Raw genomic sequence first — 25284 nt, forward strand, 5'->3', positions numbered from 1 at the left:
GCGTGTAAAAAATAATCCCTCATATAAACACGAGAAACCGAACTGCGAAGCGATTTTCGTAATTTGCAACATAGCGTGGGTATCCGGATTTATCTGCCCATATTTTTGGTGGGCTTTTGCAGGCTTTGATCATTCAAAACTTGCCATTGGCCCATCTTCGTCCTAGCTCATGCACATGACATCGAAGGTTTTTCTCTCGCAGTTAAAGTTGGCGGATTTCAGAAATTACGCCCATGCTGCCCTGGATATGGACGACCGCCATGTGGTACTCACTGGCAACAATGGCTCCGGCAAGACCAACTTGCTGGAGGCCGTTTCGTTTCTGTCGCCGGGACGGGGAATAAGACGTGCCACCCTGCCGGAAGTCACCAGGGTGGGTGCCGAAGACAAGGGCTTTTCAATTTTTGCCCATGCTGAAGGCATGGAAGGCGACGTTGCCATCGGCACAGGCATTGAAAATACCGGAGATACGGTTACACGCCGCCTGCGCCTGAATGGCACCAGTGTCAAATCCGTAGATGAATTGACCGATCACCTGCGTGTTCTGTGGCTGACGCCTGCTATGGACGGGCTGTTCAGCGGCCCATCGGCAGACCGTCGTCGGTTTCTCGATAGGCTGGTGTTGTCTATTGACCCATCACATGGCCGCCGGGCAGGCGACTTTGAAAAAGCCATGCGCAGCCGCAACCGCTTGCTGTCCGATGGCCGGTTTGACCCGGTGTGGCTGGATGGTATCGAAACGCAGATGGCGGCTCTCGGCATTGCCATGGCATCGGCGCGTCAGGAAATTCTCGGCCTTCTCACCGCACTGATTGCCGACCGGGCAGAGAGTGCCGCTTTCCCGACGGCAAGCTTGCAACTGTCCGGTTTCATGGATGACGATCCACTGCGCCCAGCCGTCGAGCAGGAAGACATGTACCTCGCCATGTTGCGCGGCAGCCGGCACAGAGATTCTGCCGCCGGACGCACGTTGGATGGCCCGCACCGTGTCGATCTGTTCGTGCGCCACCGTGAAAAGGATATGGACGCAGGACGGTGTTCAACCGGTGAGCAGAAGGCCCTTTTGGTGGGGCTGGTGCTGGCACATGCACAATTGACTGCAAATATGACCGGGTATGCGCCTGTCCTGCTGCTGGATGAAATCGCCGCTCATCTCGATGAGGGTCGACGCGCCACGCTGTTTGATCTCATCCATGTGCTTGGTGGTCAGAGCTTCATGACCGGGACCGATGCTTCGATGTTTGAAGCGCTGGGTTCCCGTGCCCAATTCTTCAATGTTTCCAATGGACGGATCTCATCCTAATATCGGGCAGGTTATGCGGGGATAAGCGTGATGGACGTGCTGACTGACGAAGAGATCGAACGCTACAAACGGCACATATTGCTGCCGGAAATTGGTGGTGTCGGCCAGCAGCGGCTCAAGCGCGCCAAAGTGCTGGTAATCGGCGCCGGCGGTCTCGGCGCGCCGATCTTGCTTTATCTCGCCGCAGCCGGTGTCGGAACACTAGGCCTGATTGACGATGACACGGTGTCGCTGTCCAATCTCCAGCGGCAGGTCATCTATGACAGCGGTACGATCGGAGAAATGAAAACTGCGAGCGCCGTTGATGCGATATCTAGGCTTAACCCGCATGTGCGCACGGTGGTGTTTGAAGAGCGGTTTTCACGCGAATGGGCGGACCAGCATTTGTCGCGCTTTGACTTGGTCGTTGATGGGTCGGATAATTTCGATACGCGCTATGCCGCAGCCGACAGTGCCGAACAGGCAAACATTGCCCTGGTCACTGGCGCTGTCGGACGGTTCGACGGTTCTGTCACGGTGCTGAAGCCCTATGAGACCGGCCCCGATGGTGTCGCTTATCCAGGCTACCGCGACCTGTTTCCCGAACCGCCGCCATCGGGACTTGTTCCATCCTGTGCAGAAACCGGCATTGTCGGTGCCCTGACAGGGGTCATCGGTACCATCATGTCCATGGAAGCCATCAAACTCATAACGCAAACGGGGGAGCCGCTTGTCGGGCGGTTGTTATTATACGATGCCTTGTCAGCGCGTTTTGAAACTGTGCGCTACAAGAGACGACGCAAAAAAGAGGCGTGATGTGATTGATATCAGCAAGGTCAATGACGGTTTTGGCCGTTGGGATGAACTGTTGAAACTGATCTGCGAAGCATTTGCTTATATGGATGGTGTTATCGACCCACCGTCGTCCGCCCATGCCTTGACGCTTGAAAACCTGCGTCAGAAGGCCAACGACGAAGTCTGTTTTGTCGCGCGTGATGAGAACGGAAAACTGCTCGGCTGTATTTTCTGCAAGACGGAACCTGCAACGCTCTACATTGGCAAGCTGGCCGTCAGCCCGTTGGCGCAGGGCAAGGGCATCGGCGCTGCCTTGTGTGCGGTGGCAGAACAAACGGCACAACAACTTGGCCTGAAAGCGCTACGGCTGCAAGCGCGTATCGAACTGATCGCCAATCACCGGACGTTCGGCCGCTGGGGTTTTGAAAAGACCGAAGAGCGTTCGCATGCAGGTTATCAGCGCATAACCTACATCGAAATGCAAAAACCGCTTTTCTGAACATCTTCAGTTTTTGCCGGGAAGAACCCGGTTCGGTGGGCGGTGGCCATCGAAATAGGTGCGGATGTTGATGATGACCTTGTCACCCATATCCATGCGACCTTCGATTGTGGCAGATCCCATATGCGGCAACAGCACGACCTTGCCCTCACGTGCCAGCTTGATCAGTTTGGGATTAACCGCCGGCTCATTTTCATAAACATCAAGCCCGGCACCGGCGATCTTGCCATCGCGCAGGCACTGGATCATCGCTGCCTCATCAATGATATCGCCGCGTGCGGTATTAACGATGTAGCTGGTCGGCTGCATCAGCGCCAAACGCCGGGCAGAGATCAGATGGTAGGTTGCAGGCGTTGACGGGCAGTTGATCGAAACAATGTCGACACGCGCCAGCATCTGGTCGAGGCTGTCCCAGTAGGTTGCCTCAAGCTCTGCTTCCGTGGCGGGGTTTACCCGGTGGCGGTTGTGATAATGGATGGAAAGGCCGAACGCCTTGGCGCGGCGCGCAACGGCTGTGCCAATGCGCCCCATGCCGACAATCCCGATACGTTTTCCGGAAATACGGCGCCCAAGCATCCAAGTTGGCGACCAGCCGCCCCATTCATCGGCATTGTTGGCCAGAACCCGCGTGCCCTCGACCAACCGGCGCGGCACGGCCAGCACCAGCGCCATGGTCATGTCAGCACTGTCTTCGGTCAGCACATTGGGTGTGTTGGTAACGGTGATGCCTTTTTGCGCAGCGGCGTCGACATCAATGTGGTCGATGCCGTTTGAAAAGCTGGCGATCAGTTTCAGTTGTGGACCGGCTTTTTCGATCATCGCAGCGGTGATGCGGTCGGTCACGGTCGGCACCAGAACATCGGCTGTCTGCATGGCGGCGACCAGCTCTGATTCGCTGCGCTGGGCGTCATCTATGTTCAATTCTGCATCGAAGAGTTCCCGCATACGCGTTTCAACCATGTCCGGCAGCTTCCGGGTGAGGTAAACGGAGGGTCTCTTCTTGTTGCTCATGATGTGTCCGATGCCTTGTTCAGAGGTCGTTAACCAGAAAGAGCGATAATTTCTTTCATTCACGCGTTTCTACCAGACCGTTCGAGGAAGACAACAGAACTCGTCAGGACAAGTCCGACCGAGTTCCGGTTTCGATGGCCTAACTCGCCGATCTGGAGATGAGCGTATTCTAGAGATCAAAAACCGGGTTTCCTTTGATGGCAAGGGCTCTGGTTAAGAAAACGGAGGCATGCATGCGTAGATCTGCATTTGTTTTTTGCATGGCTTTATCTTTGGCGCTTGTCGGCGGTCTGGGGCAGATTGCCCACGCGCAAGGTGCAGCCAAGGGAGCCAGCGGTTTGCCGCTTCCCCGTTTTGTCAGCCTGAAATCGAAGCGCGTTAACATGCGAATCGGCCCAAGCACCGATTATGCGGTGTCATGGATGTACCTAAAGGCAGGTATGCCGGTTGAAATCGTGCAGGAATACGAAAACTGGCGCCGTATCCGCGATGCGGATGGTACCGAAGGCTGGGTGAACCAGGCTCTTTTGTCCGGAGAGCGTACAGCCGTTGCCGCTCCATGGATGCGCGGCAAGGGTGAAAGCATTTACGTGAACATGCGCCGTGAGCCGCAATCGTCTGCGTCTGTCATCGCCAAACTCGAGCCTGGCGTGATGATCCGGATCGGTGAGTGCAATGGCGACTGGTGTCGCGCCGAAGCCGGGCAGGCAAATGGTTGGGTGCCCCAGGGGGAAATCTGGGGCGCTTACCCGGGTGAGGCCTTTAAATAAGACCGGCTTTGCTGCCTGCTGTTTTCAGCGAGCTCATTGGCCTTGGGCCGATTTGCTGGATAACAGCAGCGGCTGCAAGGCAGCCCAGCTTGCCGCAATCTTCCAGCGAACGATCCGTGGTGTAACCAAACAGGAAGCCTGATGCGAACAGGTCGCCAGCGCCTGTAGTGTCCACGACATCGTGAACGGCATAGGCATCAACTTTGACGCGTTCTGTACCCCGTACGATCACGGCACCTTCTTCGCTCATCGTCACGGCCGCGATCTTGCAATCTGCCGCGATCTTGGAAAGTGCCAGCTCGAAGTCGTCGGTTTCGTACAGCGAAAGCGCTTCCTGCTTGTTGGCGAAAACAATATCCACCGTGCCGGAGCGCATCAGGTCGAGAAACTCTTCCCGATAACGGCCAACGCAGAAACTGTCGGACAGCGTCATCGAAACTTCGCGGCCATGTTCATGGGCAATACGCGCGCATTCACGGATCGCATCCTTGGCGCGTGGCGGGTCCCACAGATAACCTTCGAAATAGGTTACCTTGGATTCGGCAACGACCTCGGCCTCGACATCCTCAGGACCCAGCTCAACGCAGGCGCCGAGATAGGTGTTCATTGAACGCTCGCCATCTTCGGTCACGAAGATCATGGAACGGGCGGTTGGCGGGAAGGTGCCTTCCGGCTTGGTTTCGAAATAGACGCCCTGGGCACGAATATCGTGCTGGAAAATTTCACCGAGCTGATCTTCCGCGACCTTGCCGAAATAGGCGGCCTTGCCACCGAAATTGGCAACGCCCGCGGCGGTGTTGCCGGCACTGCCACCGGAGGCTTCCAGAGCCGGGCCCATCAGCGAATACAGAAGTTCGGCACGTTCGGCATCGATGAGGTTCATCGCACCTTTGGTAATGCCGTTTTCATTGAGAAATTTGTCGTCGCAACGTGAAATAATATCAACGATAGCGTTGCCGACGGTCAGAACGTCATATTTTGCCATATATCCAGTCCGGAGAGAGTTCATCCGGGATTCCGTCATACCGATTTCTGCCCGCATGGAAAGGAAAAACCGCGCAGCGCGGTTGTTTGAGGGATTAAAAACTTACCCCTTCGTCATGGCACTGTCATCTGGTGTGGCTATACGGGGATCAGCCAATTCATAGTTCTCGGTTTTAGAGAACGGTGTAAGGAAAACATGATTGTTCTCCGGCTTTTCGGCGAAACCGCACCACGGATGTACTGGTGCAGGCATTTGCCGTGATGATGAAGCGGGGATTGATCCCCGCTTTTTTCATTTCTGCGCGTGAGTGACTGTTCGGCTAATTGCCGCGCAAGAATTGTCCCCCCATGGGATTTGCGTTACAGCTGGATTCTCCCGCCTCATATTCGCGAAAGCTCCCTCCCAATGTCCGCGATTGCACTGAATGTTGCCCCTATTTTTATTCTCATCCTCACTGGATGGCTGATTGTAAAAGTAGGTTTGTTCAAGGTCGATGTCGGTGATGTCCTGGGGGATTTCGTTTTCAAGATTGCCGTGCCGACCCTGATTATCCGCACGTTGGTGGAGGCTGATTTCCACGGAGCTTCGCCGTTCAAGCTTTGGATTGCCTATTTCAGCGGTGTCGCCGTGACCTGGGCTGTTGGCCATATCGTGGCGAAATATGTTTTCAAACAGGATCTGCGCATTGCCGTGATTGCCGGTATCTCGTCATCCTTTGCCAACAATATCTTCATCGGTTTGCCGCTGGTCGGTCGTTCGGTTGGTGATGAGGGTCTTGTTGCTCTGTCCATTCTTCTTGCCATCCATCTGCCGGTCATGATGATTGCCGGCACCATTCTGATGGAAAATGCTACCCATAAAGCCATCGGTGGTGAAAAGCGCTCCACCGGCGCAATCCTCAAGCAGATTGGCCGCAATCTCATTTCCAATCCGCTGATCATTGGTCTGATCATCGGCATGTCAGTGCATGCCATTGATGTGCCGGTACCTGTGGTTTTGAAATCGGTAATTGACCAGATTGCCAGCATGGCCGGACCGGCAGCACTTATTTCTCTTGGCATGGCACTCAACAAATACAGCATTCGCGGCAATGTGCGCATCGCTGCCACCATGACCACATTCAAGCTGTTCCTGTTGCCGGGCTGTGTATGGATTGCCGGGCATCTGTTGGGCCTCAGCCCGCAATGGACAGCTGCACTGGTACTGACGGCATCTGTGCCGACCGGCATCAATGCATGGCTGCTCGCCAACCGTTTTGGCACCGGCCATAGCCTCGCAGCATCCACCATCAGCATATCAACGCTGCTGGGTGTTCTCTCGGTTTCGCTGTGGGCATGGCTGCTGGGCTGACAACAGACCGAAGTTGCAATTACCCATTAAAAAAGCCACCGGCACTGGCGTGACGGTGGCTTTTTTTGATCGACAGAAGAAAAAATCAGTTGGTGGCTGGTGCAGCCGCCGGATCCGGCAGCGGAGCAGGGTTCGCCGACAACGTACGAAGATACGCGATCAGATCGGCACGTTCCGTTTCCTTTTTCACGCCTGCAAAGCCCATGGCTGTGCCGCTGATGTATTTCTTTGGACCTTCCAGGAAGTGATTGAGGTGGTCATAATCCCAATGGACTGAGCCGCCCTGAGCAAAATCCTTGAGTGCAGCCGAATAGCTGAAACCTTCATGTGCGGCGATTGGACGATTAACGAGATCGAAGAGATTGGGTCCAACCTTGTTGGCACCGCCACTCTCCGAGGTGTGACAGCTCTGACACTTCTTGAACACCACTTCGCCCTTTGCGGCATCGGCGCTTGCAAGAAGGGTCGCGATTGGCGTTGCAACTGCTGCTTCGCTTTCACCACCGGCACTGGCACTTTCTTCTGCAACGATCGCGAAGCCTTCCTTTTCAGGAGCAGCAGAATGGAAGATCCCTTCCGACGCTATCGAAACAGACATCAGGACGAATACGGTGCCCAAAAGAGCCCCCACGCCCATGTTTACATATGAATTCATCTACAATCGCTCCCTCACAGCCGTTTGATAACAAAACGGGCCATCTTGAAATTGCATGAAAGCTATGGCTTTTGCATAGCTTGCGCAACTTGAATATGCTCCCCACTCCGTGACGTTTTGACACTTTTCGGGCGGGATTTGAAGGGTCTCGAAATGAAGAATACGGATTTAGGCAAAGCTTTGGTGCTTATCCCGGCACGGCTTGCATCCACCAGACTGCCTGGAAAACCTTTGGCGGATATCTGTGGCAAGCCGATGATCGTTCAAGTGGCTCTTCGCGCCCGTGAAGCGGGGTTGGGACGCATTGTCGTAGCCGTTGATGATCATCAAGTTTACGACGCTGTGGCCGCTGCCGGATTTGAAGTGATGATGACGCGCGACGATCATCAGTCCGGTTCGGACCGTATTTTTGAAGCCCTTGAAAAGGTTGACCCGAATCGCGAGGCTGAATTCGTGGTCAATGTGCAGGGAGACCTGCCAACCATCGAGCCAGAAACCATCCTGGCCGCGATGCGTCCGCTGGAAAATCCGCAGGTGGATATCGCCACCCTTACGGTGGAAATTGTCAGCGAGGAAGAAAAGGTCAATCCACATGTGGTGAAGGTTGTTGGCAGTCCGCTGTCGGACACCCGCCTTCGCGCTTTGTATTTTACCCGCGCCACTGCACCTTACGGGCCCGGGCCGCTCTACCACCATATCGGTCTTTATGCCTATCGCCGCGCCGCACTTGAGCGCTTCGTTTCACTTCCGCCTTCTGTTCTCGAGCGCCGCGAATCACTTGAGCAGTTGCGTGCGCTGGAGGACGGCATGCGCATTGACGCAGAAATCGTGAAATCTGTTCCGCTTGGCGTCGACACGCCAGCGGATCTGGAAAAAGCCAGACGTATTCTGGCTGCAAAATCTCTTTGATCGGACTGTCCATGACAATGAAAACCAACCGCATAGCATTTCAGGGTGATTTCGGCGCAAATTCGGATATGGCCTGCCGGGACATGTTCCCGGACATGGAGCCACTGCCATGCCCGACATTTGAAGACGCCTTTATGGCCGTGGAAAGCGGTGAGGCCGATCTCGGCATGATCCCGATCGAGAACACGATTGCCGGTCGCGTTGCCGATATTCACCATCTGTTGCCGGAGTCCCGCCTCAACATTATCGGCGAATATTTCATGCCGATCCGCTTTCAGCTGATGGTGCTGCCGGGCGTCAAGCGTGATGAAATCCTGACCGTACACAGCCACATTCATGCGCTGGGGCAATGCCGCAAGATCATCCGCAACAACGGCTGGAAACCGGTTGTCGCGGGCGATACGGCTGGTGCCGCCAAGCTGGTCTCGGAGAAGGGCGATAGAACCATGGCCGCCTTGGCGCCACGACTGGCCTCCAAGCTTTATGGTCTCGATATCATTGCGGAAAATGTCGAAGATACGGAAAACAATGTCACCCGTTTCGTCATTCTCTCGCGTGATGAAAAATGGGAAGAGCGCAAGGACGACAACGAGGTGATCGTGACCACCTTTGTCTTCAATGTACGCAACATTCCGGCCGCCCTTTACAAGGCAATGGGTGGTTTTGCGACCAACGGCATCAATATGACGAAGCTCGAAAGCTACCAGATTGGTGGCAAGTTCGTGGCCACGCAGTTTTATGCCGATATTGAAGGGCATCCGGATGATGCCCCGGTTCGTCATGCACTCGAGGAACTGCGTTTCTTCTCAGAAAAAGTTCGCATTCTCGGCGTTTACAAAGGCCATCCGATGCGTGGCCGTTTGCAAAACGGTCAGGTCTGATCCTCACGCGGATCCCATTCCAGCCAGTCGCGCATCAACCGGTGCGCGATGGCACCCTTCGGCGGCGGTGAGCGACCGTCCGCGCCAGTCATAGCCAGAAGTGCTGCCACTTCATCACGGGTAAACCAGCGGCAATCCTCAAGCTCTGCCTCATCGCGGGTAATGTCGAATGAGGTTGCTTCAGCAAAACAGCCAATCATCAGCGTATGCGGCATCGGCCATGGCTGCGATGCGTGATAACGCACGCGACCAACCGCAATGCCGGATTCCTCATGCGTCTCGCGACGAACGGCATTTTCGATGGTTTCACCAGGTTCCACGAAACCGGCCAGGCAGGAATACATGCCCGGCGCAAAATGCGGGCCACGGCCAAGCAGGCAAAGATCGCGCTCCAGATCGATTGTCAGCATGATAACCACAGGATCGGTGCGTGGGAAAATCATGTGGCCGCAGCTGCTGCAAACTCGCTTGTAACCGCCGATTTTCAAATCCATGCGCGAAGCGCAACGGCCGCAAAAACGGTTGTCATCATTCCAGCGCAACAGACTGACAGCCTGCGCTGTTTCACCCAACAGGTCCTCGTCCAGCAGTTGATCGCGGTACAGCGCACGGGCATCCACGGGTTTGAAGTGGCTTGCCAGTTCTTCTTCCGTTGTCTGCACCGGTACGGCAATTCTCGGTTCGCCATTCTGCTTGTAGCCTAGCAGGATTGCGTTGTCGAAATCGGGCTTCAGTTCAGCCAGCTCATAGGCGGCAAACAGTGGATCGAGAACCTGATCGTCATGTTTGAGAACGAGTTTTCCAGTGGTGAAGGCGAGAATATGCGTACCTTCAATGGCGAGCGCTGTTGAGACGCAATCATCGTCGCGTTTCTCGGCCTGGCGGTCGAGGGCGTTTTGTGAAAATGCAGTGAGATTACTTGCTTCGGGATGCGGGGCGTCAGTATCGAAAATAGTCGCTTTGTTCATTAAAGAGCACCGGTCAATCTTTTGATGAGATCGCGTTTTTCAGCATGGTCATAGGGTTGCGCAGTACCGTGACCCCAGATTGGCCCCGGCCAGCACGTGTCGCCCTCGTTGCGGGCGATGATGTGAACATGGAGCTGGCTGACGATATTGCCAAGTGCACCGATGTTTATCTTTTTGGCTTTGGTAACAGTCTTGAGCGCTTCGGCGACCATATTGGTTTCGAAGGTCAGCATGGCCTGATCGAGCGGCGTCAGCTCAAAAACTTCGCTCAGATCGTTGCGTTGCGGCACCAAAACCAGCCATGGCCACCTTTTGTCGTTCTGCAAACGCAGCTGACAAAGGCCAAGTGTCGTGATCAGTTCGCTGTCGCGCGCGATCCGTTCATCCAGTTTGAATGTGGACAAGTGGTTCCTCCATAGGATGTTTTCATTGTGATAGCAGTTTTTTGAATGCTTGGCTTGCATTTGCTTTCGATATTGCCGATATGTGCCTTCGGGAGGTTGGTGGTGGACGAGCCACTCGCCAACCGGGTCAGGTCCGGAAGGAAGCAGCCCTAACGAGCCAGGCACGGGTCGCCGTGCCAGCCTCCCACCCTTTTTTCCTGTGCCTCAGCTTTTGCCGGGCAGCTATGCCCGTAAAACAGGCCAAAACGCAAAGCTGGCGAGGGCAATGAGCGATAGCGAACAAAAAGCAGGAACCGATTCGCAGCCAACGGCTGGCTATCGCGTTCTTGCACGAAAATATCGCCCCAAGGATTTTTCTGACCTTATGGTCGGCCAGGAGCCGATGGTTCGCACGCTGACCAATGCGTTCGAAACCGGCCGCATTGCGCAGGCTTACATGCTGACCGGCGTTCGTGGGGTTGGCAAAACGACCACGGCCCGCATTCTGGCACGCGCACTGAATTACAAGACACCGGAAATTGACCGCCCGACAATCGACTTGCGCTTACCCGGCGAACATTGTCAGGCGATCATGGAAGGCCGCCATGTCGACGTGATTGAAATGGATGCCGCCTCTCATACCGGTATCGACGACATCAGAGAAATCATTGAGCAGGTGCGTTACCGCCCGGTCTCGGCGCGCTACAAAGTTTACATCATCGACGAAGTTCACATGCTGTCCACGCAGGCCTTTAACGGCCTGTTGAAGACGCTTGAAGAGCCGCCTGAGCATGTAAAATTCATTTTTGCGACGACGGAAATTCGCAAGGTACCGATCACCGTTCTGTCGCGCTGTCAGCGTTTCGACCTGCGCCGAATCAGTGCAGCAGATCTCGTCGGCCTGTTCACGACCATCGCCGGCAAGGAAGGCATCGAAGCCGAAGCGGAGGCATTGTCAATGATTGCGCGCGCGGCCGAAGGCTCGGCGCGTGATGGTTTGTCTTTGCTGGATCAGGCAATTGCCCACGGCGGTGGCCGTGTTGAGGCGGACGCTGTCCGTGGCATGCTGGGTCTTGCCGACCGCGCCCGTATCGTCGATCTTTTCAGCCACGTCATGAAAGGCGATGTCGCTGCTGCTCTGTCGGAATTTGGCAGCCAGTATGAAGCAGGTGCAAACCCAGTTGTCGTGTTGAATGATCTTGCCGATTTCACTCATCTCGTCACGCGACTGAAATATATTCCCGATGCCGCCGACGATCCGTCGCTGTCGGAAATCGAACGTGTCCGCGGCAGCGAATTTGCGCAGGGCGTTGCCGTATCTGCCTTGTCGCGCATCTGGCAGATGCTGCTCAAGGGCATTCCGGAAACGGAAAACTCGTCGCGGCCTGCCGGTGCGGCAGAAATGGTTTTGATCCGCCTGACCCACGCTGCGCATCTTCCATCACCGGAGGATGCTGCGCGCCGTCTGCAGGATATCGCTGCTGGCGATAGCAATGGTTCGCCAATGCCATCCGGCGGCGGCAATGGTGGTGGCGCACGTGCGTCCTATTCATCCGTCCAGGCGGTCGCCTCGGCCCAATCGATGGCGGCACCGCAGCGGCAGGCATCACCCGCACCAACCGCAATGCTGCGTGCAGTGCCGGATAGCCGCCCGCAGGATATGCAGGTCGTAGCACCCCGCACGGAAGAACGTCCGGAACCAAGCGTTCCCGTCAATTCCATTCAGGATATTGCTGATCTCTGCGGCAAGAACCGCGATCCGGTGATGAAAGCCAAGGTGCGCAACTTCGTGCACGGCGTACGACTGGAGCCGGGCAAGCTCGATATCCGTCTGGGTGAGGGCGCGCCGGGAACCTTGCCAGGTGAACTGGGTGTAAAGCTCAAGGAATGGACCGGCATTCATTGGATTGTCAGCCTCAGCAAGGAGCAGGGGCAACCGACGCTGGTTGAAGCCGAAGGCAATGCGCGCACGGCTCGTATGCTCGACGCACGCCAGGATCCGGACATCATGGCGATCCTGTCACAATATCCCGGTGCAAAAATCACCGACGTGCGCATTCGCGCCCCATTGCCTGACGATAACGAGAATATTCCACCGCCAGCGGTCGTTGAATCCAGTGAAGGTGATATTCTGCCGGGCGACGACATCGAATTCTGAAAGTAAGCAATTCAAGGAGTTACGACATGCGTGACATCATGGGTATGATGGGCAAGGTCAAGGAAATGCAGGCCAAGATGGAAAAGGTGCAGGAAGAAATTGCCGCCCTTGAAATCGAAGGCAAATCCGGTGGCGGTCTGGTGACCGTTATTCTGAACGGCAAAGGCGAAATGCGTGGTGTGAAGGTTGATCCTTCGCTGTTCAAGGAAGACGAAGTTGAAATCCTTGAAGACCTGATTGTTGCAGCCCACAAGGATGCAAAACAGAAGGGTGAAGCCCAGGCGCAGGAAAAGATGGCTGGCCTCACCGCCGGTCTTCCACTGCCGCCCGGCATGAAGTTCCCGTTCTAAGCGCTCATTGATCCGACATGTTTGAAGCGGTTTTGCAAAAGCCGCTTCAACTTTCCAGCATGGCGCGGAAACGGGATGCAAGCGGCGTGTCGCGATAGGCAATCCGTTCCTGTTCGCTCAGGCGACTGGGCCGAAAACGTTGAAGCACAATGGGGATGGGCAGTTTCGTGCCCTGGTAGGGCGTGAATTCCACCGCTTCACCAGCCTGCAGAAATCCACCTTTTAGCACGCGACAATAAAACCCCGGCTGGCCTGCTGCCTTGAAGCGTGGTGCAAAGTCTGGATCACCGATGCGGGCAGACAAGGTGGCGCAGGGAATACGCGCTGCGGTCACTTCCAACTCGACCTCTTGCATCGTCAACCGGTCGCCGACATGTAGTTTTGCGCTGTCGATGCCATCGATGACGAGGTTTTCGCCAAAAAATCCCGGTTCAACGGTCAGACCAAGGTCACGAGACCAGTAATCGAGATCGGCCGAGCCCATGGCATAAATGGCCTGATCCGGTCCGCCGTGATGTTTGCGGTTGCAGACAGCATCACCGACAAGGCCTTCGCGATCGACCATGACGGCACCGTTTACCGGGTGTTTGAATATACCGGTCTTGCTGGTTTTGCCCGGCAGGATCTGTGCATCGGCTAGGCAAATGGCCTGAATTTTCATGGGATGCTTTCGCTCCTGATTCCCGTTGTCTCTTTTATGCAGTAGAGAATGCTTATGGCAAAACGAGTCACTGGTCCTGAAATTGAAAAACTGATCCAGCTTCTGGCAAAAGTGCCGGGACTAGGTCCGCGTTCCGCGCGTCGCGCAGCGCTTCATCTTATCAAGAAAAAAGAGCAACTGCTCGGCCCGCTTGGTCATGCCATGGGCGAGGCCTATGACAAGGTAAAGATCTGCTCCTGCTGCGGCAATGTCGATACGATTGATCCATGCACCGTGTGCTCAGACGATCGCCGCGACCATTCAGTCATCATCGTGGTCGAAGACGTGTCTGATCTATGGGCGCTGGAGCGTGCAAGTGCTATGAACACTGCCTATCACGTTCTAGGCGGTACCCTTTCGCCTCTGGACGGAGTTGGTCCGGAAGACCTGAACATTATCGGTCTCATCGACCGCGCCAATGATGAAAAAGTTCGTGAGATCATCATTGCCGTAAACGCCACCGTCGAGGGGCAGGCAACTGCGCATTATATCACCGATAGACTGGCGGGTTTGCCCGTCAAGATTACGCGCCTTGCGCATGGCGTGCCGGTGGGTGGAGAGCTGGACTATCTGGATGAGGGTACGCTGACTGCAGCCCTCAGGGCGCGCACGACGATCTGAAATCCGGTCCCGGCGGGTAAAAATCCTGCGTTCAGGCACATATATGCCGTAAATTTCCGAGAAGCATCGGAGCTGATTTATTGGGAGAGAAAATGAAAACCAGATGGCTTTCCATGCTTGCCGCCACCGTTTTTCCATTGGTTCTGTCATCGGCTGCCAATGCACAGACGGCAAAACCGCCAGCTGCTGCTGCGGCCCGTTATGACGCGGAGTTTAATGCCTGGCTGAAAAAGGAAGTCTGGCCGCAAGCCCGCAAGGCTGGGGTCTCCCAAAAGACGCTTGAACGCACATTGAACGGCATCTCCATCAACTGGCAGCTGCCGGATCTGGTCATCCCCGGACAAAAACCGCCGAAGGAACAAAGCCAGAGCCAGGCCGAATTTTCATCCCCGGGAGCTTATTTCTCGGAAAAACGCCTGCAGGCCTTGGCATCAACCGGCCGCGGGCTAGCTTCAACGCATGCCACGACACTGCGCCGTATCGAGCAGACCTATGGGGTGCCTGCTTCAGTTCTTGTTGCCGTCTGGGGCAGGGAGTCCGGATTTGGCCGTGCCAAGCTGCCGCATTCCGTCATCGATGTGCTGGCGACGAAGGCTTACATGTCTACCCGCAAGGACATGTTCCGCAATGAGTTGATTGCCGCCTTGCATATCGTCGATAGCGGAGATGTCGCTGCCGACCGTATGATGGGGTCCTGGGCCGGAGCCCTTGGGCAGCCGCAATTCATGCCGTCCAGCTACCTTGAATATGCGGTCGATTTTGACGGAGACGGCCGTCGCGACATCTGGAACTCGGTGCCCGACAGTCTGGCATCAATTGCCAATTACCTTGCCAAGAAGGGCTGGCAACGAAACCGCGATTGGGGTTTTGAAGTCTCCATCCCCGCCAATGTCAGTTGCGCGCAGGAAGGTCCGGATCTGGCCAAACCCGTCAAACAATGGGCATCGATGGGCATCACTCGCATTAGCGGCAAGGGCTTTCCGTCGAACGATCTGGATGCTGCTGGCATGATGTTGGTACCCGCGGGCCGCCACGGCCCAGAGTTTCTGGTGACACCGAATTTTTATGTCATTAAGGAGTATAACAACTCCGACCTCTACGCTCTGTTCATTGGTAATCTTGCAGACCGCATCGCTTATAATGCCGGTCCGTTCCGCGGTGAATGGGGGGCGGTTGGTTCGATGCTGCGCTCAGATGTGCTGGCCATGCAGAAGGCACTGGTTGCCAAGGGTTATGACGTTGGCAAGGCGGATGGACTGGCTGGTTTCAAAACCCGTCGCTCTCTCGGTGACTGGCAATCGAAATCCAATATCGCGCCGACGTGTTTTCCGGACGAAACCCTGAAAACCAAGCTGCGCTGACCCATCAAGCCGACCATCAATGATGGTCGGTGTGGGCCTTGTGAAAGATGTCATCGGTTGGCGGAATGGTCTGGCGTTCGATCATGCGATGAACGCGAGGACGTTTGTCGCCACGATGCAGCGTCAACAGCTTGTCCCAGGCCTCCGCATCCGCCTGGGTGCGGCGGTGGTTATGCCGCACATATTCCACCCATGTCGGAACATGGTAGCTTTCCGTCCAGATGTCAGGGTTTTCCAGATCGCGCATCAGGTTCCAGTTACGTGCCCCGTCACGAATGCGGATACGCCGGCGCTCGGTCATCAGCGCCATGAACTCCGGAAGGTCCGAATCGTCGATTTCATAGTCGATGAGAATGGCGATGGGACCGCTCTGTGGTTTGATGTCGAGGCGCAGAGGCGGTTCGACAAACCTGTTCAGCGGATCGAGATTCAGCGAAGCGAAGGCTGGCATCTGCAGGAAATAGCCGACAAGCACGCCAAACAGCATCAGAAGACAGGAAAGCTGAAGGGCAAAGGAAACACCATGGATTTCCGACAGCGCACCCCAGACCCAACTGCCCAGTGCAATGCCGCCAAAGGTCAGGGTCTGATAGAGAGAAAGTGCACGTCCAACCACCCAGCGCGGCGTCGAAAGCTGCACGATAGTGTTGAACAGTGATAGCGCCAGCACCCAGCAGGCGCCAGCTATGGTAAGCGCAAGGCTCGTGAGTATGGCGTTGGTGCTGATGGCCGTCATGCCGGAACTAAAGGCAAAACCGAGGAAGGCAACACGCACGATCCATTCGCTGGAAAGTGCCTCGCGCAACCGCGCACTGATCAGCGCACCGCCAATGGCGCCGAGACCGAAAGCGCCCAGCATCACGCCGTAAGTCAAGGCGCCGCCCTGTACCAGGTCACGCGCCACAACGGGCATGAGGGCCAGGATGGCACTGGCTGACAGGCCAAATAGAAAACCGCGTACCAGCACCTTGCCAATGTTGGGTGACATCGCCACATAACGCATACCGGAAGAGATAGCGGCACCCAGATGTTCTCGCGGCAATTGTGAGGTCGGTGCCGGCAACTTCCACTGCATCAGCGCGTAGATCAGCGCGAAATAGCTGAGTGAATTGACAAGAAAAGCTGCTGCAGCACCTGCTGCGGCAACGATGGCACCACCGATTGCCGGTCCCACACTGCGGGTAATGTTGAAACCCACACTGTTGAGCGTCACGGCGGCCGGCAAATCTTCACGCGGCACCATTTCGCCAACCGATGCCTGCCAGGACGGGTTGTTGAGGGCAGTACCGCAGCCGATCATGAAGGTGAAAAACAGCAGCAGCCACGGTGACAGCCAGCCGAGCCAGGCGAACACCGTCAACATGACCGAAGCAACAAGCATCAGGAACTGCGCGGAGATCATGATGCGGCGCCGGTCGAAACTGTCGGCAAGCGCGCCTGATATCAGCGAGAACAGCATGATCGGCAGCGAGGTCGAGGCCTGAACCAGCGCGATCATGTTCTCCGAACTGGACAGGGACGTCATCATCCAGGCCGCGCCGACAGCCTGAATAAGGCCGCCGAAATTGGATGCAAGGCTGGCTATCCAGATGGTGCGATAGGTCTGGTGTCTAAGGGGAGCAAGAGGCGATTTCCGGTCCGGCACGGCCTGTCCAGTAATTTTGATGTCAGTTGTTTTGCGTGAGTATAAACACACAAATGAAGGATGCCACCGTTTGAAGTGTGGAAGCGGTTAAATTGTGACAAATGGCAATATCCACTGCCTTTCTGCCGCCGTCCTTGCAATTGGGGGGATGACGGGTTATATATGGTTCAAATTCTTGATCACTTGATGAAGAGTGGAGCCGCAAGGCTCCGCTCTTTTTCGTTAAGTGGTCCCAGTTGAGAAAACGGACCGGAAAGACGCATATGTCGGAATACACTACCGAGCCACGGCTTATTGTTGAAACAGGAGTTGATCGTCGGATTGCCGACATTGTCGAACCTGTTCTGACTGGCATGGGTTTCGTTCTTGTCAGAGTGCGACTTTCCAGCCAAAATGGCTCAACGCTCCAGATTATGGCTGAGCGTCAGGATGGAACGATGAACGTTGAGGACTGCGAAGCAGTTTCAATGGCGGTTTCTCCGGTTCTGGATGTAGAAGACCCGGTTGAAAAGGCGTATCATCTGGAAGTATCCTCACCGGGTATCGACAGACCGCTGGTGCGCAAGTCCGACTTCTCGCGCTGGCAGGGTCATCTGGTAAAGATCGAAACATCGATCCTGGTTGATAACCGCAAGCGGTTCCGCGGCAAGATTGCCGAAATCGGTGCGGACGATTTTACGTTAGAGCGTGATCAGATTGCCTACGGCGAAGAGCCGACGGTTGTTATTCCGTTCAATGCTCTTTCTGACGCAAAGCTGGTGCTGACCGATGATCTCATTCGTGACGCATTGAAGGCTGACAAGCAGGCGAAAGCGGCTGCAGCCAACCAGAACGAAGAAAACGACGAAGAATAATTCCAACGTAATGCCCTTCAAAGAGGGGGCAGCTAACGCAATCATGCGACTTACGGAGACGAACAAATGGCAGTGAGTGCAAACCGGCTTGAGCTTTTGCAGATCGCCGATGCTGTGGCACGCGAAAAGGTTATCGACCGCGAAATCGTGCTTGCCGCGATGGCAGACGCCATCCAGAAAGCTGCCCGCTCGCGTTATGGTTCTGAAACCAACATTCGTGCGGATATCAATTCCAAGACCGGTGAAATTCGCCTTCAGCGTCTTCTCGAGGTTGTCGAAAAGGCCGAAGACTATTCCACGCAGATCCCGCTGGAACTGGCGCGTGATCGCAATCCGGATGCCAAGATCGGTGACTTCATTGCTGATCCGCTGCCACCAATGGACTTCGGTCGTATTGCTGCGCAGTCTGCCAAGCAGGTTATTGTGCAGAAGGTGCGTGAAGCCGAGCGTGACCGTCAGTTCGACGAGTTCAAGGATCGTATCGGCGAGATCGTCAACGGTACCGTGAAGCGCGTTGAATACGGCAATGTCATCGTTGATCTGGGCCGTGGCGAAGGCATCATCCGTCGTGACGAGATGATTCCACGTGAAAACATGCGTTACGGTGACCGCGTTCGTGCCTATGTTTACGACGTGCGTCGCGAACAGCGTGGCCCGCAGATTTTCCTGTCGCGTACCCATCCACAGTTCATGGTCAAGCTTTTCACCATGGAAGTGCCGGAAATCTACGACGGCATCATCCAGATCAAGTCGGTTGCCCGTGACCCGGGTTCGCGCGCCAAGATCGCCGTTATCTCCAGCGACAGCTCGATCGATCCGGTCGGCGCCTGCGTTGGTATGCGCGGTTCCCGCGTTCAGGCGGTTGTTGGTGAGCTGCAGGGCGAAAAGATCGACATCATTCCGTGGAGCCAGGATCCGGCTTCCTTCATCGTCAACGCCTTGCAGCCTGCTGAAGTGGCCAAGGTCGTTCTCGACGAAGATGCAGAGCGTATCGAAGTTGTGGTTCCTGATGAGCAGCTGTCGCTGGCCATTGGTCGCCGTGGTCAGAACGTACGTCTGGCATCGCAGCTGACCGGCTGGGATATCGATATCATGACGGAGCAGGAAGAATCCGAGCGCCGCCAGAAGGAATTCAACGAGCGCACCAACCTGTTCATGGATGCACTCGACGTTGACGAAATGGTCGGTCAGGTTCTGGCATCCGAAGGCTTTGCCCAGGTTGAAGAGCTTGCCTATGTCGACCTCGACGAAATCGCCTCTATCGACGGCTTCGACGAAGACACTGCAAACGAAATCCAGACCCGTGCACGCGAATATCTTGAGCGCGTCGAAGCGGAAATGGATGCTAAGCGCAAGGAACTCGGCGTTTCCGACGAACTGCTGCAGATCGAAGGTCTGACATCGCAGATGATGGTTGCTCTCGGTGAAGATGGCATCAAGTCCGTTGAAGACTTTGCCGGTTGCGCTGCTGACGACCTGATTGGTTGGAGCGAACGCAAGGACGGTGAGACCAAGAAGTTCGAGGGTATCTTCTCGAAGCTCGATGTTTCGCGCGTTGAAGCTGAAAACATGGTTGTTCAGGCTCGTCTGCTCGCTGGCTGGATCACCCAGGAAGACCTGGATGCCCAGCAGCCTGCTGAGGAGGAGGCAGACGCCGCTGAACAGGAATGAGTGGCAAGTTACGCCAGTCGGATGCCGTCATCGAGGATGACGGCTTCGGCGCTATCAACGGTCGCATGTGCATTGTGACCCGCGAGAGCGACAAGCCAGATGATTTGATCCGGTTTGCACTTGGTCCTGACGGCGTTGTCGTCCCGGATATCAAGCGTCAACTGCCGGGTCGCGGCTGCTGGGTGAAGGCCGAGCGGCAATATGTGGAGAAAGCAATTGCGAAGAAGCTCTTCGCGCGCGCTTTCAAAAAGGAAGTGAAGGCTGGCCCTGAGCTTGTCGACATGGTTGACAGGCTTCTGGTGCAACAGCTTGCCGGAATGATGAACCTCGCCCGTAAGGCCAGCCAATTCATTACCGGCGCAACAAAAGTCGATGCGGCTGTGCGTTCCGGTGCAGCCCTTGCCGTCTTCCATGCCGCTGATGCGGCGCCGGACGGCGTTCGGAAAATAAACCAGGCCCGAACGGCCTGGCATCTCGGAATGGAAACCGAGGCAGCAATACCGTCCATTCGGCCGTTTACTGCGGCAGAAATGGACGAGTTGATGGGTCAGAATGCTTTTATCCACGCTTGCGTGCTTGCAGGGCAGGCAGGTGAGGGTGTAGTGAAGCGCGCAAACATGCTCCTAAGGTATCGCGATGGCGGTCAGTCCGGGGCAGAAGGCGGCGCTGGCCGGAATGAAGAATGACGCGGTTATCGGCTAAGGTCGACGCTGTGTTTCGGATACAGCAATTGAACGACGGGGCCTGATGTTTGTCATCCGGCCCGCGTCCGAAGGAACGGGAACGGAATGACCGACAACAACGACGACAAGACACTCAACGCACAGCCCAAAAAGACTCTCACTCTCAAGCCGAGCGGGATGAGTCAGGGTACTGTGCGTCAGGATATGGGTCGAGGTCGCACCAACGCGGTTGTAGTGGAAACACGCAAGCGTCGTCCCTCGCGTCCTGAAGACGAAAAGCAGGCTCCAGTAGCGGTTGCACCGGCTCCCAAGCCAGCGGCACCGGCAGCACCAGTTGCCGCCCGTCCGCAGCAGCAGCCTGCGGCGCCTGCGCCACGCATCCACCAGCCATCTTCTGGACAGCAGCCAAACCGTCCGAACCAGCAGCAGAACCGCCCGGGTCAGCAGAGCCAGCCATCGCGCCAGCCTGATCGTCCGCGTGGCAATGTTCTGCACGATCTGTCGGCCGGTGAGATGGAAGCCCGTCGCCGCGCGCTGATAGAAGCGCAGGCTCGCGACGTGGTTGAAGCCAAGCAGCGCGCTGAAGATGAAGCCCGCCGCAAGGTGGAAGAAGAACGCCGTATTGCTGAAGAGCGTGAAGAGGCTGCACGTCGTGCAGTTGAAGAAGCTGCTGCTGCCAAGGCCGCAGCAGCACAGGCTGCCGTGGCTGAACAAAAGCCGCAGTCTGTTGCTCCACGCTCTGCGGCTGCACCACAGGCTGCCCGCCCTGACGCTCGTCCGCAAGGCTCACGCCCTGTTCCTGCAAATGAAGAACCAGCTCCGAATGCTGCAGCACGTGTCCGTCGTCCAAACACCAGCGACGATGATGATCGTGGTGTGCGCCGTGGTCCGGGTATGCCTGTCCGTGGCAAGGTTGCCACGCCGGTTCCCGCCAAGCCTGCTGCACGTCTGAAGACAGAAGATGAACGACGTCGTGGCAAGTTGACTGTGACTGCTGCCGGTCTTGACGAAGAAAAGCGTGGCCGCTCCTTGGCCTCGATGCGTCGTCGTCAGGAAAAGTTCCGTCGCAGCCAGATGCAGGAAACCCGCGAAAAGATTACGCGCGAAGTCATTCTGCCGGAAACCATTACCATTCAGGAACTGTCGCAGCGTATGTCCGAACGGGCCGTTGACGTGATCAAGTACCTGATGAAGGAAGGCCAGATGATGAAGCCGGGTGACGTCATTGACGCCGATCTGGCAGAACTGATCGCTGGCGAATTCGGTCACACGGTTAAGCGCGTTTCGGAATCCGACGTTGAAGAAGGTATCTTCAACGTGGTTGATGACGAAGGTGAAATGCTGCCACGTCCTCCGGTCGTTACCATCATGGGTCACGTTGACCATGGTAAAACCTCGTTGCTCGACGCGATCCGTAAGGCGAACGTTGTTGCTGGCGAAGCCGGTGGTATTACCCAGCATATCGGCGCCTATCAGGTTGAACAGAACGGTCACAAGATCACCTTCATCGACACCCCCGGTCACGCCGCATTTACCGCGATGCGTGCACGTGGTGCGCAGGCAACCGATATCGCCATCCTGGTGGTTGCTGCTGATGACAGCGTGATGCCGCAGACAATTGAATCGATCAACCATGCCAAGGCAGCTGGTGTTCCGATCATTGTTGCGATCAACAAGATCGACAAGCACGAGGCAAATCCTGAAAAGGTTCGCCAGCAGCTGCTGCAGCATGAAGTGTTCGTGGAATCCATGGGTGGTGAAGTTCTGGACGTCGAAGTTTCGGCCAAGAACAAGCTCAACCTCGACAAGCTGCTGGAAGCCGTGCTTTTGCAGGCCGAAATTCTTGACCTGAAGGCTGATCCAAGCCGTACGGCGGAAGGTACCGTTATTGAAGCTGAACTTGACCGTGGCCGTGGTGCCGTGGCTACCGTTCTGGTTCAAAAGGGTACACTGCGTCCGGGTCAGATCATTGTGGCTGGCGACCAGTGGGGCCGTGTCCGCGCTCTCGTCAACGACAAGGGTGAACACGTCAAGGAAGCCGGTCCGGCTATGCCTGTCGAAATCCTCGGCCTGTCCGGTACGCCATCTGCTGGTGACCGTTTTGCGGTTGTTGAAAACGAAAGCCGTGCTCGTGAAATTTCCGAGTACCGTCAGCGTCTGGCACGCGACAAGGCTGTTGCCCGTCAGACGGGTCAGCGCGGTTCGCTCGAACAGATGATGAGCCAGCTGCAGACGTCGGGACTGAAAGAGTTCCCGCTGGTTATCAAGGCTGATGTGCAGGGTTCGGTCGAAGCGATTATCGCATCGCTCGACAAGCTCGGTACCGACGAAGTGCGTGCCCGTATCGTGCATTCAGGCGCCGGTGCGATCACGGAATCGGATATCTCGCTTGCCGAGGCATCCAACGCCGCGATCATCGGCTTCAACGTCCGCGCAAATGCCCAGGCCCGTACGGCTTCGGAACGTGCTGGCATTGAGATTCGCTACTACAACATCATCTACGATCTGGTAGATGACGTTAAGGCAGCAATGTCCGGTCTGCTCTCGCCAGAACGTCGCGAAACCTTCCTCGGTAACGCTGAAATTCTGGAAGTGTTCAACATCACCAAGGTCGGTAAGGTTGCCGGTTGCCGTGTTGTCGAAGGCAAGGTCGAGCGTGGTGCCGGTGTACGTCTGGTGCGCGACAACGTTGTTATCCACGAAGGCAAGCTCAAGACGCTCAAGCGCTTCAAGGACGAAGTCAGCGAAGTGCCGGTCGGTCAGGAGTGCGGTATGGCCTTCGAAAATTACGAAGACATCCGTGCAGGCGATACGATCGAGTGCTTCCGCGTAGAGCATATCATCAGAACGCTCTAAGTTCGCTGCTCGAAACGACTAGAAAATGTGACGGGCGCCGGTTAGTCGGCGCTCGCTCCGTTTGAGGCTAATAAAATGGTAAAAGCAACTTCTTCCGCCCCGTCACAGCGCATGTTGCGCGTTGGCGAACAGGTGCGCGCCGCAATAACTCAGGTCCTGCAACGTGGTGAAGTCCGCGACGATCTCTTGGAAAAGACGGTCGTGTCGATTTCAGAAGTGCGGATGTCGCCTGATCTGAAAATGGCAACTGCCTATGTGACGCCGCTTGGCGTTGCTGATCACACCCAGACGATTGACGCTTTGAACCGGCACGCGAAATATATTCGTGGTCGTCTCGGCGCGCAATTGCGACAGATGAAGTACATGCCGGAACTGCGTTTCCGGGATGATACGAGTTTTGACAATTACCAGAAGATCGATGCGCTGTTGCGCTCGCCGGAAGTCAGTCGTGATCTTGGAGCGTCTGCAGGCAAAGTCTCCGAAGATAAAGACGAAGAATAGAAATACGGCATGTCCAAACAGCGTAAACCACAACACCGCAAGCCCAAGGGCCGCCCGATTTCCGGCTGGCTTATTCTCGACAAGCCGTTGGATTTCGGTTCGACCGAGGCTGTTTCCAAAATCAAGTGGCTGTTTAACGCCCAGAAGGCCGGTCACGCGGGAACGCTTGATCCCTTGGCGTCTGGCATGTTGCCCATCGCCCTCGGTGATGCAACCAAGACTGTGCCATATGTCATGGATGGCCGGAAAATTTATGAATTCACGGTGACGTGGGGCGAAGAACGCGCGACCGACGACCTTGAAGGCGAAATAGTCGAAAGTTCCGAGGCTCGTCCGGAAGAACAGGCGATCCGTGACCTTCTGGCGAAATACACCGGTACCATTCTTCAGACACCGCCGCAGTTTTCGGCCATCAAGATTGCCGGCGAGCGCGCTTATGATCTGGCACGTGAAGGTGAAACCGTCGAAATTCCGGCACGCGAAGTCGAGATTTACCGTCTGAGCTTGCTTGCTGTTACCGATAACAACCACGCGCATTTTGAAGTGGAATGTGGCAAGGGTACTTATGTGCGTGCATTGGCGCGCGATATGGGCCGCGATCTTGGCTGTTTCGGGCATATCACTGAACTGCGTCGCACCATGGTTGCACCATTTGGTGAAGACGTCATGGTGCCGCTTGCCAAGCTTATCGAGTTTGAGGCGGTTGAAGATCGTGATGAGCGACTTGCAGCGCTCGATGCCTTCCTGATCGATACGGCTGAAGCCCTTTCGTCGCTGCCACAGCTGGTCATTAGTGATGATCAGGCGCATCGCCTGAAGATGGGTAATCCAATTCTGTTGCGCGGCCGTGATGCCCCGGCCGATCACCCCGAGGCCTATGCCATGGCACGTGGCAAACTGGTTGCCATCGGTGAAATCGGGCAGGGAGAGTTCAGGCCCAAGCGGGTTTTCGGATAAGACCATGCAGGAGGGGGGCGAGTAATCGCCCCTTTTCTTTGTGTTGCAGATGGTTTATAGGCAGCCCCAGCTTAAGGCTTTTGCCTTTTGCCAATGAATGGCCAGAGCTGGACGACATCCCGGCTCTAGGCGTCCCGATTTTCCTTAGACAATAGAAAGGATCGTACGATGTCGATTACTGCAGAGCGCAAAGCCGCCCTTATCAAGGAATACGCAACCGTTGAAGGCGACACAGGTTCGCCTGAAGTTCAGGTCGCAATTCTGACGGAGCGGATCAACAATCTGACGGAACACTTCAAGGGTCACAAGAAGGACAACCACTCACGTCGTGGCCTTCTGACCATGGTTTCGAGCCGCCGTTCGCTTCTTGATTATCTCAAGAAGAAAGACGAAGCCCGTTACACAAAGCTGATCACAGCTCTTGGTGTACGCCGCTAAA

Annotated in this window: 25 protein-coding genes and 1 other RNA gene; 19 read left to right on the plus strand and 7 right to left on the minus strand. The window is 55.9% G+C overall.

What is annotated here, in order from left to right; genetic code table 11:
• The first annotated feature begins 175 nt into the window (after positions 1 to 175).
• Genes recF through PYL13_RS03905 form a run of 3 tightly spaced genes read left to right on the plus strand, consistent with a single transcriptional unit; the run spans position 176 to position 2576 of the window.
• Entirely contained in the window at positions 176 to 1303 is a 1128-nt protein-coding gene (gene recF, locus PYL13_RS03895; protein ID WP_275640534.1) for a DNA replication/repair protein RecF, read from the plus strand.
• Positions 1304 to 1333: 30 nt separating this feature from the next.
• Positions 1334 to 2098, plus strand: a complete 765-nt coding sequence (locus PYL13_RS03900) for a molybdopterin-synthase adenylyltransferase MoeB (protein ID WP_275640535.1) — start codon at positions 1334 to 1336, stop codon at positions 2096 to 2098.
• Position 2099: 1 nt separating this feature from the next.
• Positions 2100 to 2576: a GNAT family N-acetyltransferase gene (locus PYL13_RS03905; protein WP_275640536.1), complete on the plus strand. Its 477-nt coding sequence runs from the start codon at positions 2100 to 2102 to the stop codon at positions 2574 to 2576.
• 6 nt (positions 2577 to 2582) lie between these two features.
• Here the strand turns inward: PYL13_RS03905 and PYL13_RS03910 are convergent, their stop codons facing one another.
• Positions 2583 to 3587 carry a 2-hydroxyacid dehydrogenase gene (locus PYL13_RS03910; protein ID WP_192486961.1) on the minus strand — a complete coding sequence of 335 codons (1005 nt, stop codon included), beginning with the start codon at positions 3585 to 3587 and terminating at the stop codon, positions 2583 to 2585.
• Positions 3588 to 3820: 233 nt separating this feature from the next.
• Between PYL13_RS03910 and PYL13_RS03915 the strand changes: the two genes are divergently transcribed.
• A complete protein-coding gene (locus PYL13_RS03915) occupies positions 3821 to 4357 on the plus strand; it encodes an SH3 domain-containing protein (protein WP_259147573.1) in 537 nt (178 codons plus the stop codon).
• Here PYL13_RS03915 and PYL13_RS03920 read toward each other — a convergent pair.
• Complete coding sequence (locus PYL13_RS03920) at positions 4350 to 5342, minus strand: adenosine kinase (protein WP_275640537.1); 993 nt, start codon at positions 5340 to 5342, stop codon at positions 4350 to 4352. The genes PYL13_RS03915 and PYL13_RS03920 overlap by 8 nt on opposite strands.
• A gap of 405 nt (positions 5343 to 5747) precedes the next feature.
• On the opposite strand from PYL13_RS03920, the gene PYL13_RS03925 reads away from it, so the two are divergent.
• Positions 5748 to 6692: an AEC family transporter gene (locus tag PYL13_RS03925; protein ID WP_275640538.1), complete on the plus strand. Its 945-nt coding sequence runs from the start codon at positions 5748 to 5750 to the stop codon at positions 6690 to 6692.
• An 85-nt stretch (positions 6693 to 6777) separates the two neighbouring features.
• Here the strand turns inward: PYL13_RS03925 and PYL13_RS03930 are convergent, their stop codons facing one another.
• The gene (locus tag PYL13_RS03930; protein WP_192486965.1) at positions 6778 to 7347 is read right to left on the minus strand and encodes a c-type cytochrome; all 570 of its coding nucleotides are present in this window, start codon (positions 7345 to 7347) and stop codon (positions 6778 to 6780) included.
• Between the two features lie 153 nt (positions 7348 to 7500).
• On the opposite strand from PYL13_RS03930, the gene PYL13_RS03935 reads away from it, so the two are divergent.
• Positions 7501 to 8256, plus strand: a complete 756-nt coding sequence (locus PYL13_RS03935; RefSeq protein ID WP_259147565.1) for a 3-deoxy-manno-octulosonate cytidylyltransferase — start codon at positions 7501 to 7503, stop codon at positions 8254 to 8256.
• Positions 8257 to 8267: 11 nt separating this feature from the next.
• Positions 8268 to 9137 (plus strand): prephenate dehydratase, encoded by an 870-nt coding sequence (locus PYL13_RS03940; protein ID WP_250983546.1) that lies wholly within the window; start codon positions 8268 to 8270, stop codon positions 9135 to 9137.
• Here PYL13_RS03940 and nudC read toward each other — a convergent pair.
• Both nudC and PYL13_RS03950 read right to left on the minus strand, forming a co-directional pair.
• Positions 9128 to 10105 (minus strand): NAD(+) diphosphatase, encoded by a 978-nt coding sequence (nudC, locus tag PYL13_RS03945; protein ID WP_250983547.1) that lies wholly within the window; start codon positions 10103 to 10105, stop codon positions 9128 to 9130. The genes PYL13_RS03940 and nudC overlap by 10 nt on opposite strands.
• Entirely contained in the window at positions 10105 to 10569 is a 465-nt protein-coding gene (locus tag PYL13_RS03950; protein WP_192486969.1) for an HIT domain-containing protein, read from the minus strand. The genes nudC and PYL13_RS03950 overlap by 1 nt, the downstream gene beginning before the upstream one ends.
• Before the next feature lie 31 nt (positions 10570 to 10600).
• Between PYL13_RS03950 and ffs the strand changes: the two genes are divergently transcribed.
• The 3 genes from ffs (at position 10601) to PYL13_RS03965 (ending at position 12996) form a co-directional block, all read left to right on the plus strand.
• Positions 10601 to 10697, plus strand: an RNA gene (ffs, locus tag PYL13_RS03955) — signal recognition particle sRNA small type.
• A 77-nt stretch (positions 10698 to 10774) separates the two neighbouring features.
• Positions 10775 to 12646 carry a DNA polymerase III subunit gamma/tau gene (locus PYL13_RS03960; protein WP_275640539.1) on the plus strand — a complete coding sequence of 624 codons (1872 nt, stop codon included), beginning with the start codon at positions 10775 to 10777 and terminating at the stop codon, positions 12644 to 12646.
• Positions 12647 to 12672: 26 nt separating this feature from the next.
• Positions 12673 to 12996, plus strand: coding sequence for a YbaB/EbfC family nucleoid-associated protein (locus PYL13_RS03965; protein ID WP_192486971.1), 324 nt, complete (start codon positions 12673 to 12675; stop codon positions 12994 to 12996).
• Between the two features lie 46 nt (positions 12997 to 13042).
• Here the strand turns inward: PYL13_RS03965 and PYL13_RS03970 are convergent, their stop codons facing one another.
• Positions 13043 to 13657, minus strand: a complete 615-nt coding sequence (locus PYL13_RS03970) for an MOSC domain-containing protein (RefSeq protein ID WP_250983550.1) — start codon at positions 13655 to 13657, stop codon at positions 13043 to 13045.
• A 54-nt stretch (positions 13658 to 13711) separates the two neighbouring features.
• Between PYL13_RS03970 and recR the strand changes: the two genes are divergently transcribed.
• Positions 13712 to 14317 (plus strand): recombination mediator RecR, encoded by a 606-nt coding sequence (gene recR, locus PYL13_RS03975; RefSeq protein ID WP_192486973.1) that lies wholly within the window; start codon positions 13712 to 13714, stop codon positions 14315 to 14317.
• A gap of 113 nt (positions 14318 to 14430) precedes the next feature.
• Positions 14431 to 15678: a lytic murein transglycosylase gene (locus tag PYL13_RS03980; RefSeq protein WP_250983710.1), complete on the plus strand. Its 1248-nt coding sequence runs from the start codon at positions 14431 to 14433 to the stop codon at positions 15676 to 15678.
• Between the two features lie 16 nt (positions 15679 to 15694).
• Here the strand turns inward: PYL13_RS03980 and PYL13_RS03985 are convergent, their stop codons facing one another.
• Positions 15695 to 17323, minus strand: coding sequence for an MFS transporter (locus tag PYL13_RS03985; protein WP_259147549.1), 1629 nt, complete (start codon positions 17321 to 17323; stop codon positions 15695 to 15697).
• Positions 17324 to 17586: 263 nt separating this feature from the next.
• Here PYL13_RS03985 and rimP point away from each other — a divergent pair, with 263 nt between their 5' ends.
• The 7 genes from rimP (at position 17587) to rpsO (ending at position 25283) form a co-directional block, all read left to right on the plus strand.
• On the plus strand, positions 17587 to 18177 hold the full coding sequence (rimP, locus tag PYL13_RS03990) for a ribosome maturation factor RimP (protein ID WP_259147548.1): 591 nt from the start codon (positions 17587 to 17589) through the stop codon (positions 18175 to 18177).
• Between the two features lie 66 nt (positions 18178 to 18243).
• Entirely contained in the window at positions 18244 to 19848 is a 1605-nt protein-coding gene (nusA, locus tag PYL13_RS03995) for a transcription termination factor NusA (protein ID WP_192486976.1), read from the plus strand.
• Positions 19845 to 20534 carry an RNA-binding protein gene (locus tag PYL13_RS04000; protein WP_250983553.1) on the plus strand — a complete coding sequence of 230 codons (690 nt, stop codon included), beginning with the start codon at positions 19845 to 19847 and terminating at the stop codon, positions 20532 to 20534. The genes nusA and PYL13_RS04000 overlap by 4 nt, the downstream gene beginning before the upstream one ends.
• Before the next feature lie 102 nt (positions 20535 to 20636).
• The gene (gene infB / locus PYL13_RS04005; protein WP_275640540.1) at positions 20637 to 23387 is read left to right on the plus strand and encodes a translation initiation factor IF-2; all 2751 of its coding nucleotides are present in this window, start codon (positions 20637 to 20639) and stop codon (positions 23385 to 23387) included.
• 75 nt (positions 23388 to 23462) lie between these two features.
• Positions 23463 to 23888, plus strand: a complete 426-nt coding sequence (gene rbfA, locus PYL13_RS04010) for a 30S ribosome-binding factor RbfA (protein WP_192486979.1) — start codon at positions 23463 to 23465, stop codon at positions 23886 to 23888.
• A gap of 9 nt (positions 23889 to 23897) precedes the next feature.
• Positions 23898 to 24845 (plus strand): tRNA pseudouridine(55) synthase TruB, encoded by a 948-nt coding sequence (truB, locus tag PYL13_RS04015; protein ID WP_275640541.1) that lies wholly within the window; start codon positions 23898 to 23900, stop codon positions 24843 to 24845.
• Between the two features lie 168 nt (positions 24846 to 25013).
• Positions 25014 to 25283: a 30S ribosomal protein S15 gene (gene rpsO, locus PYL13_RS04020; RefSeq protein ID WP_192486981.1), complete on the plus strand. Its 270-nt coding sequence runs from the start codon at positions 25014 to 25016 to the stop codon at positions 25281 to 25283.
• Position 25284: the final 1 nt, after the last annotated feature.

It is taken from the genome of Agrobacterium sp. Azo12, from assembly GCF_029193765.2.
Lineage (GTDB): Bacteria > Pseudomonadota > Alphaproteobacteria > Rhizobiales > Rhizobiaceae > Agrobacterium.

Bases quoted from the DNA above. Each gene is read 5' to 3' on its own strand.
- recF (WP_275640534.1), top strand. From the start codon at position 176: ATGACATCGAAGGTTTTTCTCTCGCAGTTAAAGTTGGCGGATTTCAGA.
- PYL13_RS03900 (WP_275640535.1), top strand. From the start codon at position 1,334: ATGGACGTGCTGACTGACGAAGAGATCGAACGCTACAAACGGCACATA.
- PYL13_RS03910 (WP_192486961.1), bottom strand. From the start codon at position 3,587: ATGAGCAACAAGAAGAGACCCTCCGTTTACCTCACCCGGAAGCTGCCG.
- PYL13_RS03915 (WP_259147573.1), top strand. From the start codon at position 3,821: ATGCGTAGATCTGCATTTGTTTTTTGCATGGCTTTATCTTTGGCGCTT.
- PYL13_RS03920 (WP_275640537.1), bottom strand. From the start codon at position 5,342: ATGGCAAAATATGACGTTCTGACCGTCGGCAACGCTATCGTTGATATT.
- PYL13_RS03925 (WP_275640538.1), top strand. From the start codon at position 5,748: ATGTCCGCGATTGCACTGAATGTTGCCCCTATTTTTATTCTCATCCTC.
- PYL13_RS03930 (WP_192486965.1), bottom strand. From the start codon at position 7,347: ATGAATTCATATGTAAACATGGGCGTGGGGGCTCTTTTGGGCACCGTA.
- PYL13_RS03935 (WP_259147565.1), top strand. From the start codon at position 7,501: ATGAAGAATACGGATTTAGGCAAAGCTTTGGTGCTTATCCCGGCACGG.
- PYL13_RS03940 (WP_250983546.1), top strand. From the start codon at position 8,268: ATGACAATGAAAACCAACCGCATAGCATTTCAGGGTGATTTCGGCGCA.
- nudC (WP_250983547.1), bottom strand. From the start codon at position 10,105: ATGAACAAAGCGACTATTTTCGATACTGACGCCCCGCATCCCGAAGCA.
- PYL13_RS03950 (WP_192486969.1), bottom strand. From the start codon at position 10,569: ATGCAAGCCAAGCATTCAAAAAACTGCTATCACAATGAAAACATCCTA.
- PYL13_RS03960 (WP_275640539.1), top strand. From the start codon at position 10,775: ATGAGCGATAGCGAACAAAAAGCAGGAACCGATTCGCAGCCAACGGCT.
- PYL13_RS03965 (WP_192486971.1), top strand. From the start codon at position 12,673: ATGCGTGACATCATGGGTATGATGGGCAAGGTCAAGGAAATGCAGGCC.
- PYL13_RS03970 (WP_250983550.1), bottom strand. From the start codon at position 13,657: ATGAAAATTCAGGCCATTTGCCTAGCCGATGCACAGATCCTGCCGGGC.
- recR (WP_192486973.1), top strand. From the start codon at position 13,712: ATGGCAAAACGAGTCACTGGTCCTGAAATTGAAAAACTGATCCAGCTT.
- PYL13_RS03980 (WP_250983710.1), top strand. From the start codon at position 14,431: ATGCTTGCCGCCACCGTTTTTCCATTGGTTCTGTCATCGGCTGCCAAT.
- rimP (WP_259147548.1), top strand. From the start codon at position 17,587: ATGTCGGAATACACTACCGAGCCACGGCTTATTGTTGAAACAGGAGTT.
- nusA (WP_192486976.1), top strand. From the start codon at position 18,244: ATGGCAGTGAGTGCAAACCGGCTTGAGCTTTTGCAGATCGCCGATGCT.
- PYL13_RS04000 (WP_250983553.1), top strand. From the start codon at position 19,845: ATGAGTGGCAAGTTACGCCAGTCGGATGCCGTCATCGAGGATGACGGC.
- infB (WP_275640540.1), top strand. From the start codon at position 20,637: ATGACCGACAACAACGACGACAAGACACTCAACGCACAGCCCAAAAAG.
- rbfA (WP_192486979.1), top strand. From the start codon at position 23,463: ATGGTAAAAGCAACTTCTTCCGCCCCGTCACAGCGCATGTTGCGCGTT.
- truB (WP_275640541.1), top strand. From the start codon at position 23,898: ATGTCCAAACAGCGTAAACCACAACACCGCAAGCCCAAGGGCCGCCCG.
- rpsO (WP_192486981.1), top strand. From the start codon at position 25,014: ATGTCGATTACTGCAGAGCGCAAAGCCGCCCTTATCAAGGAATACGCA.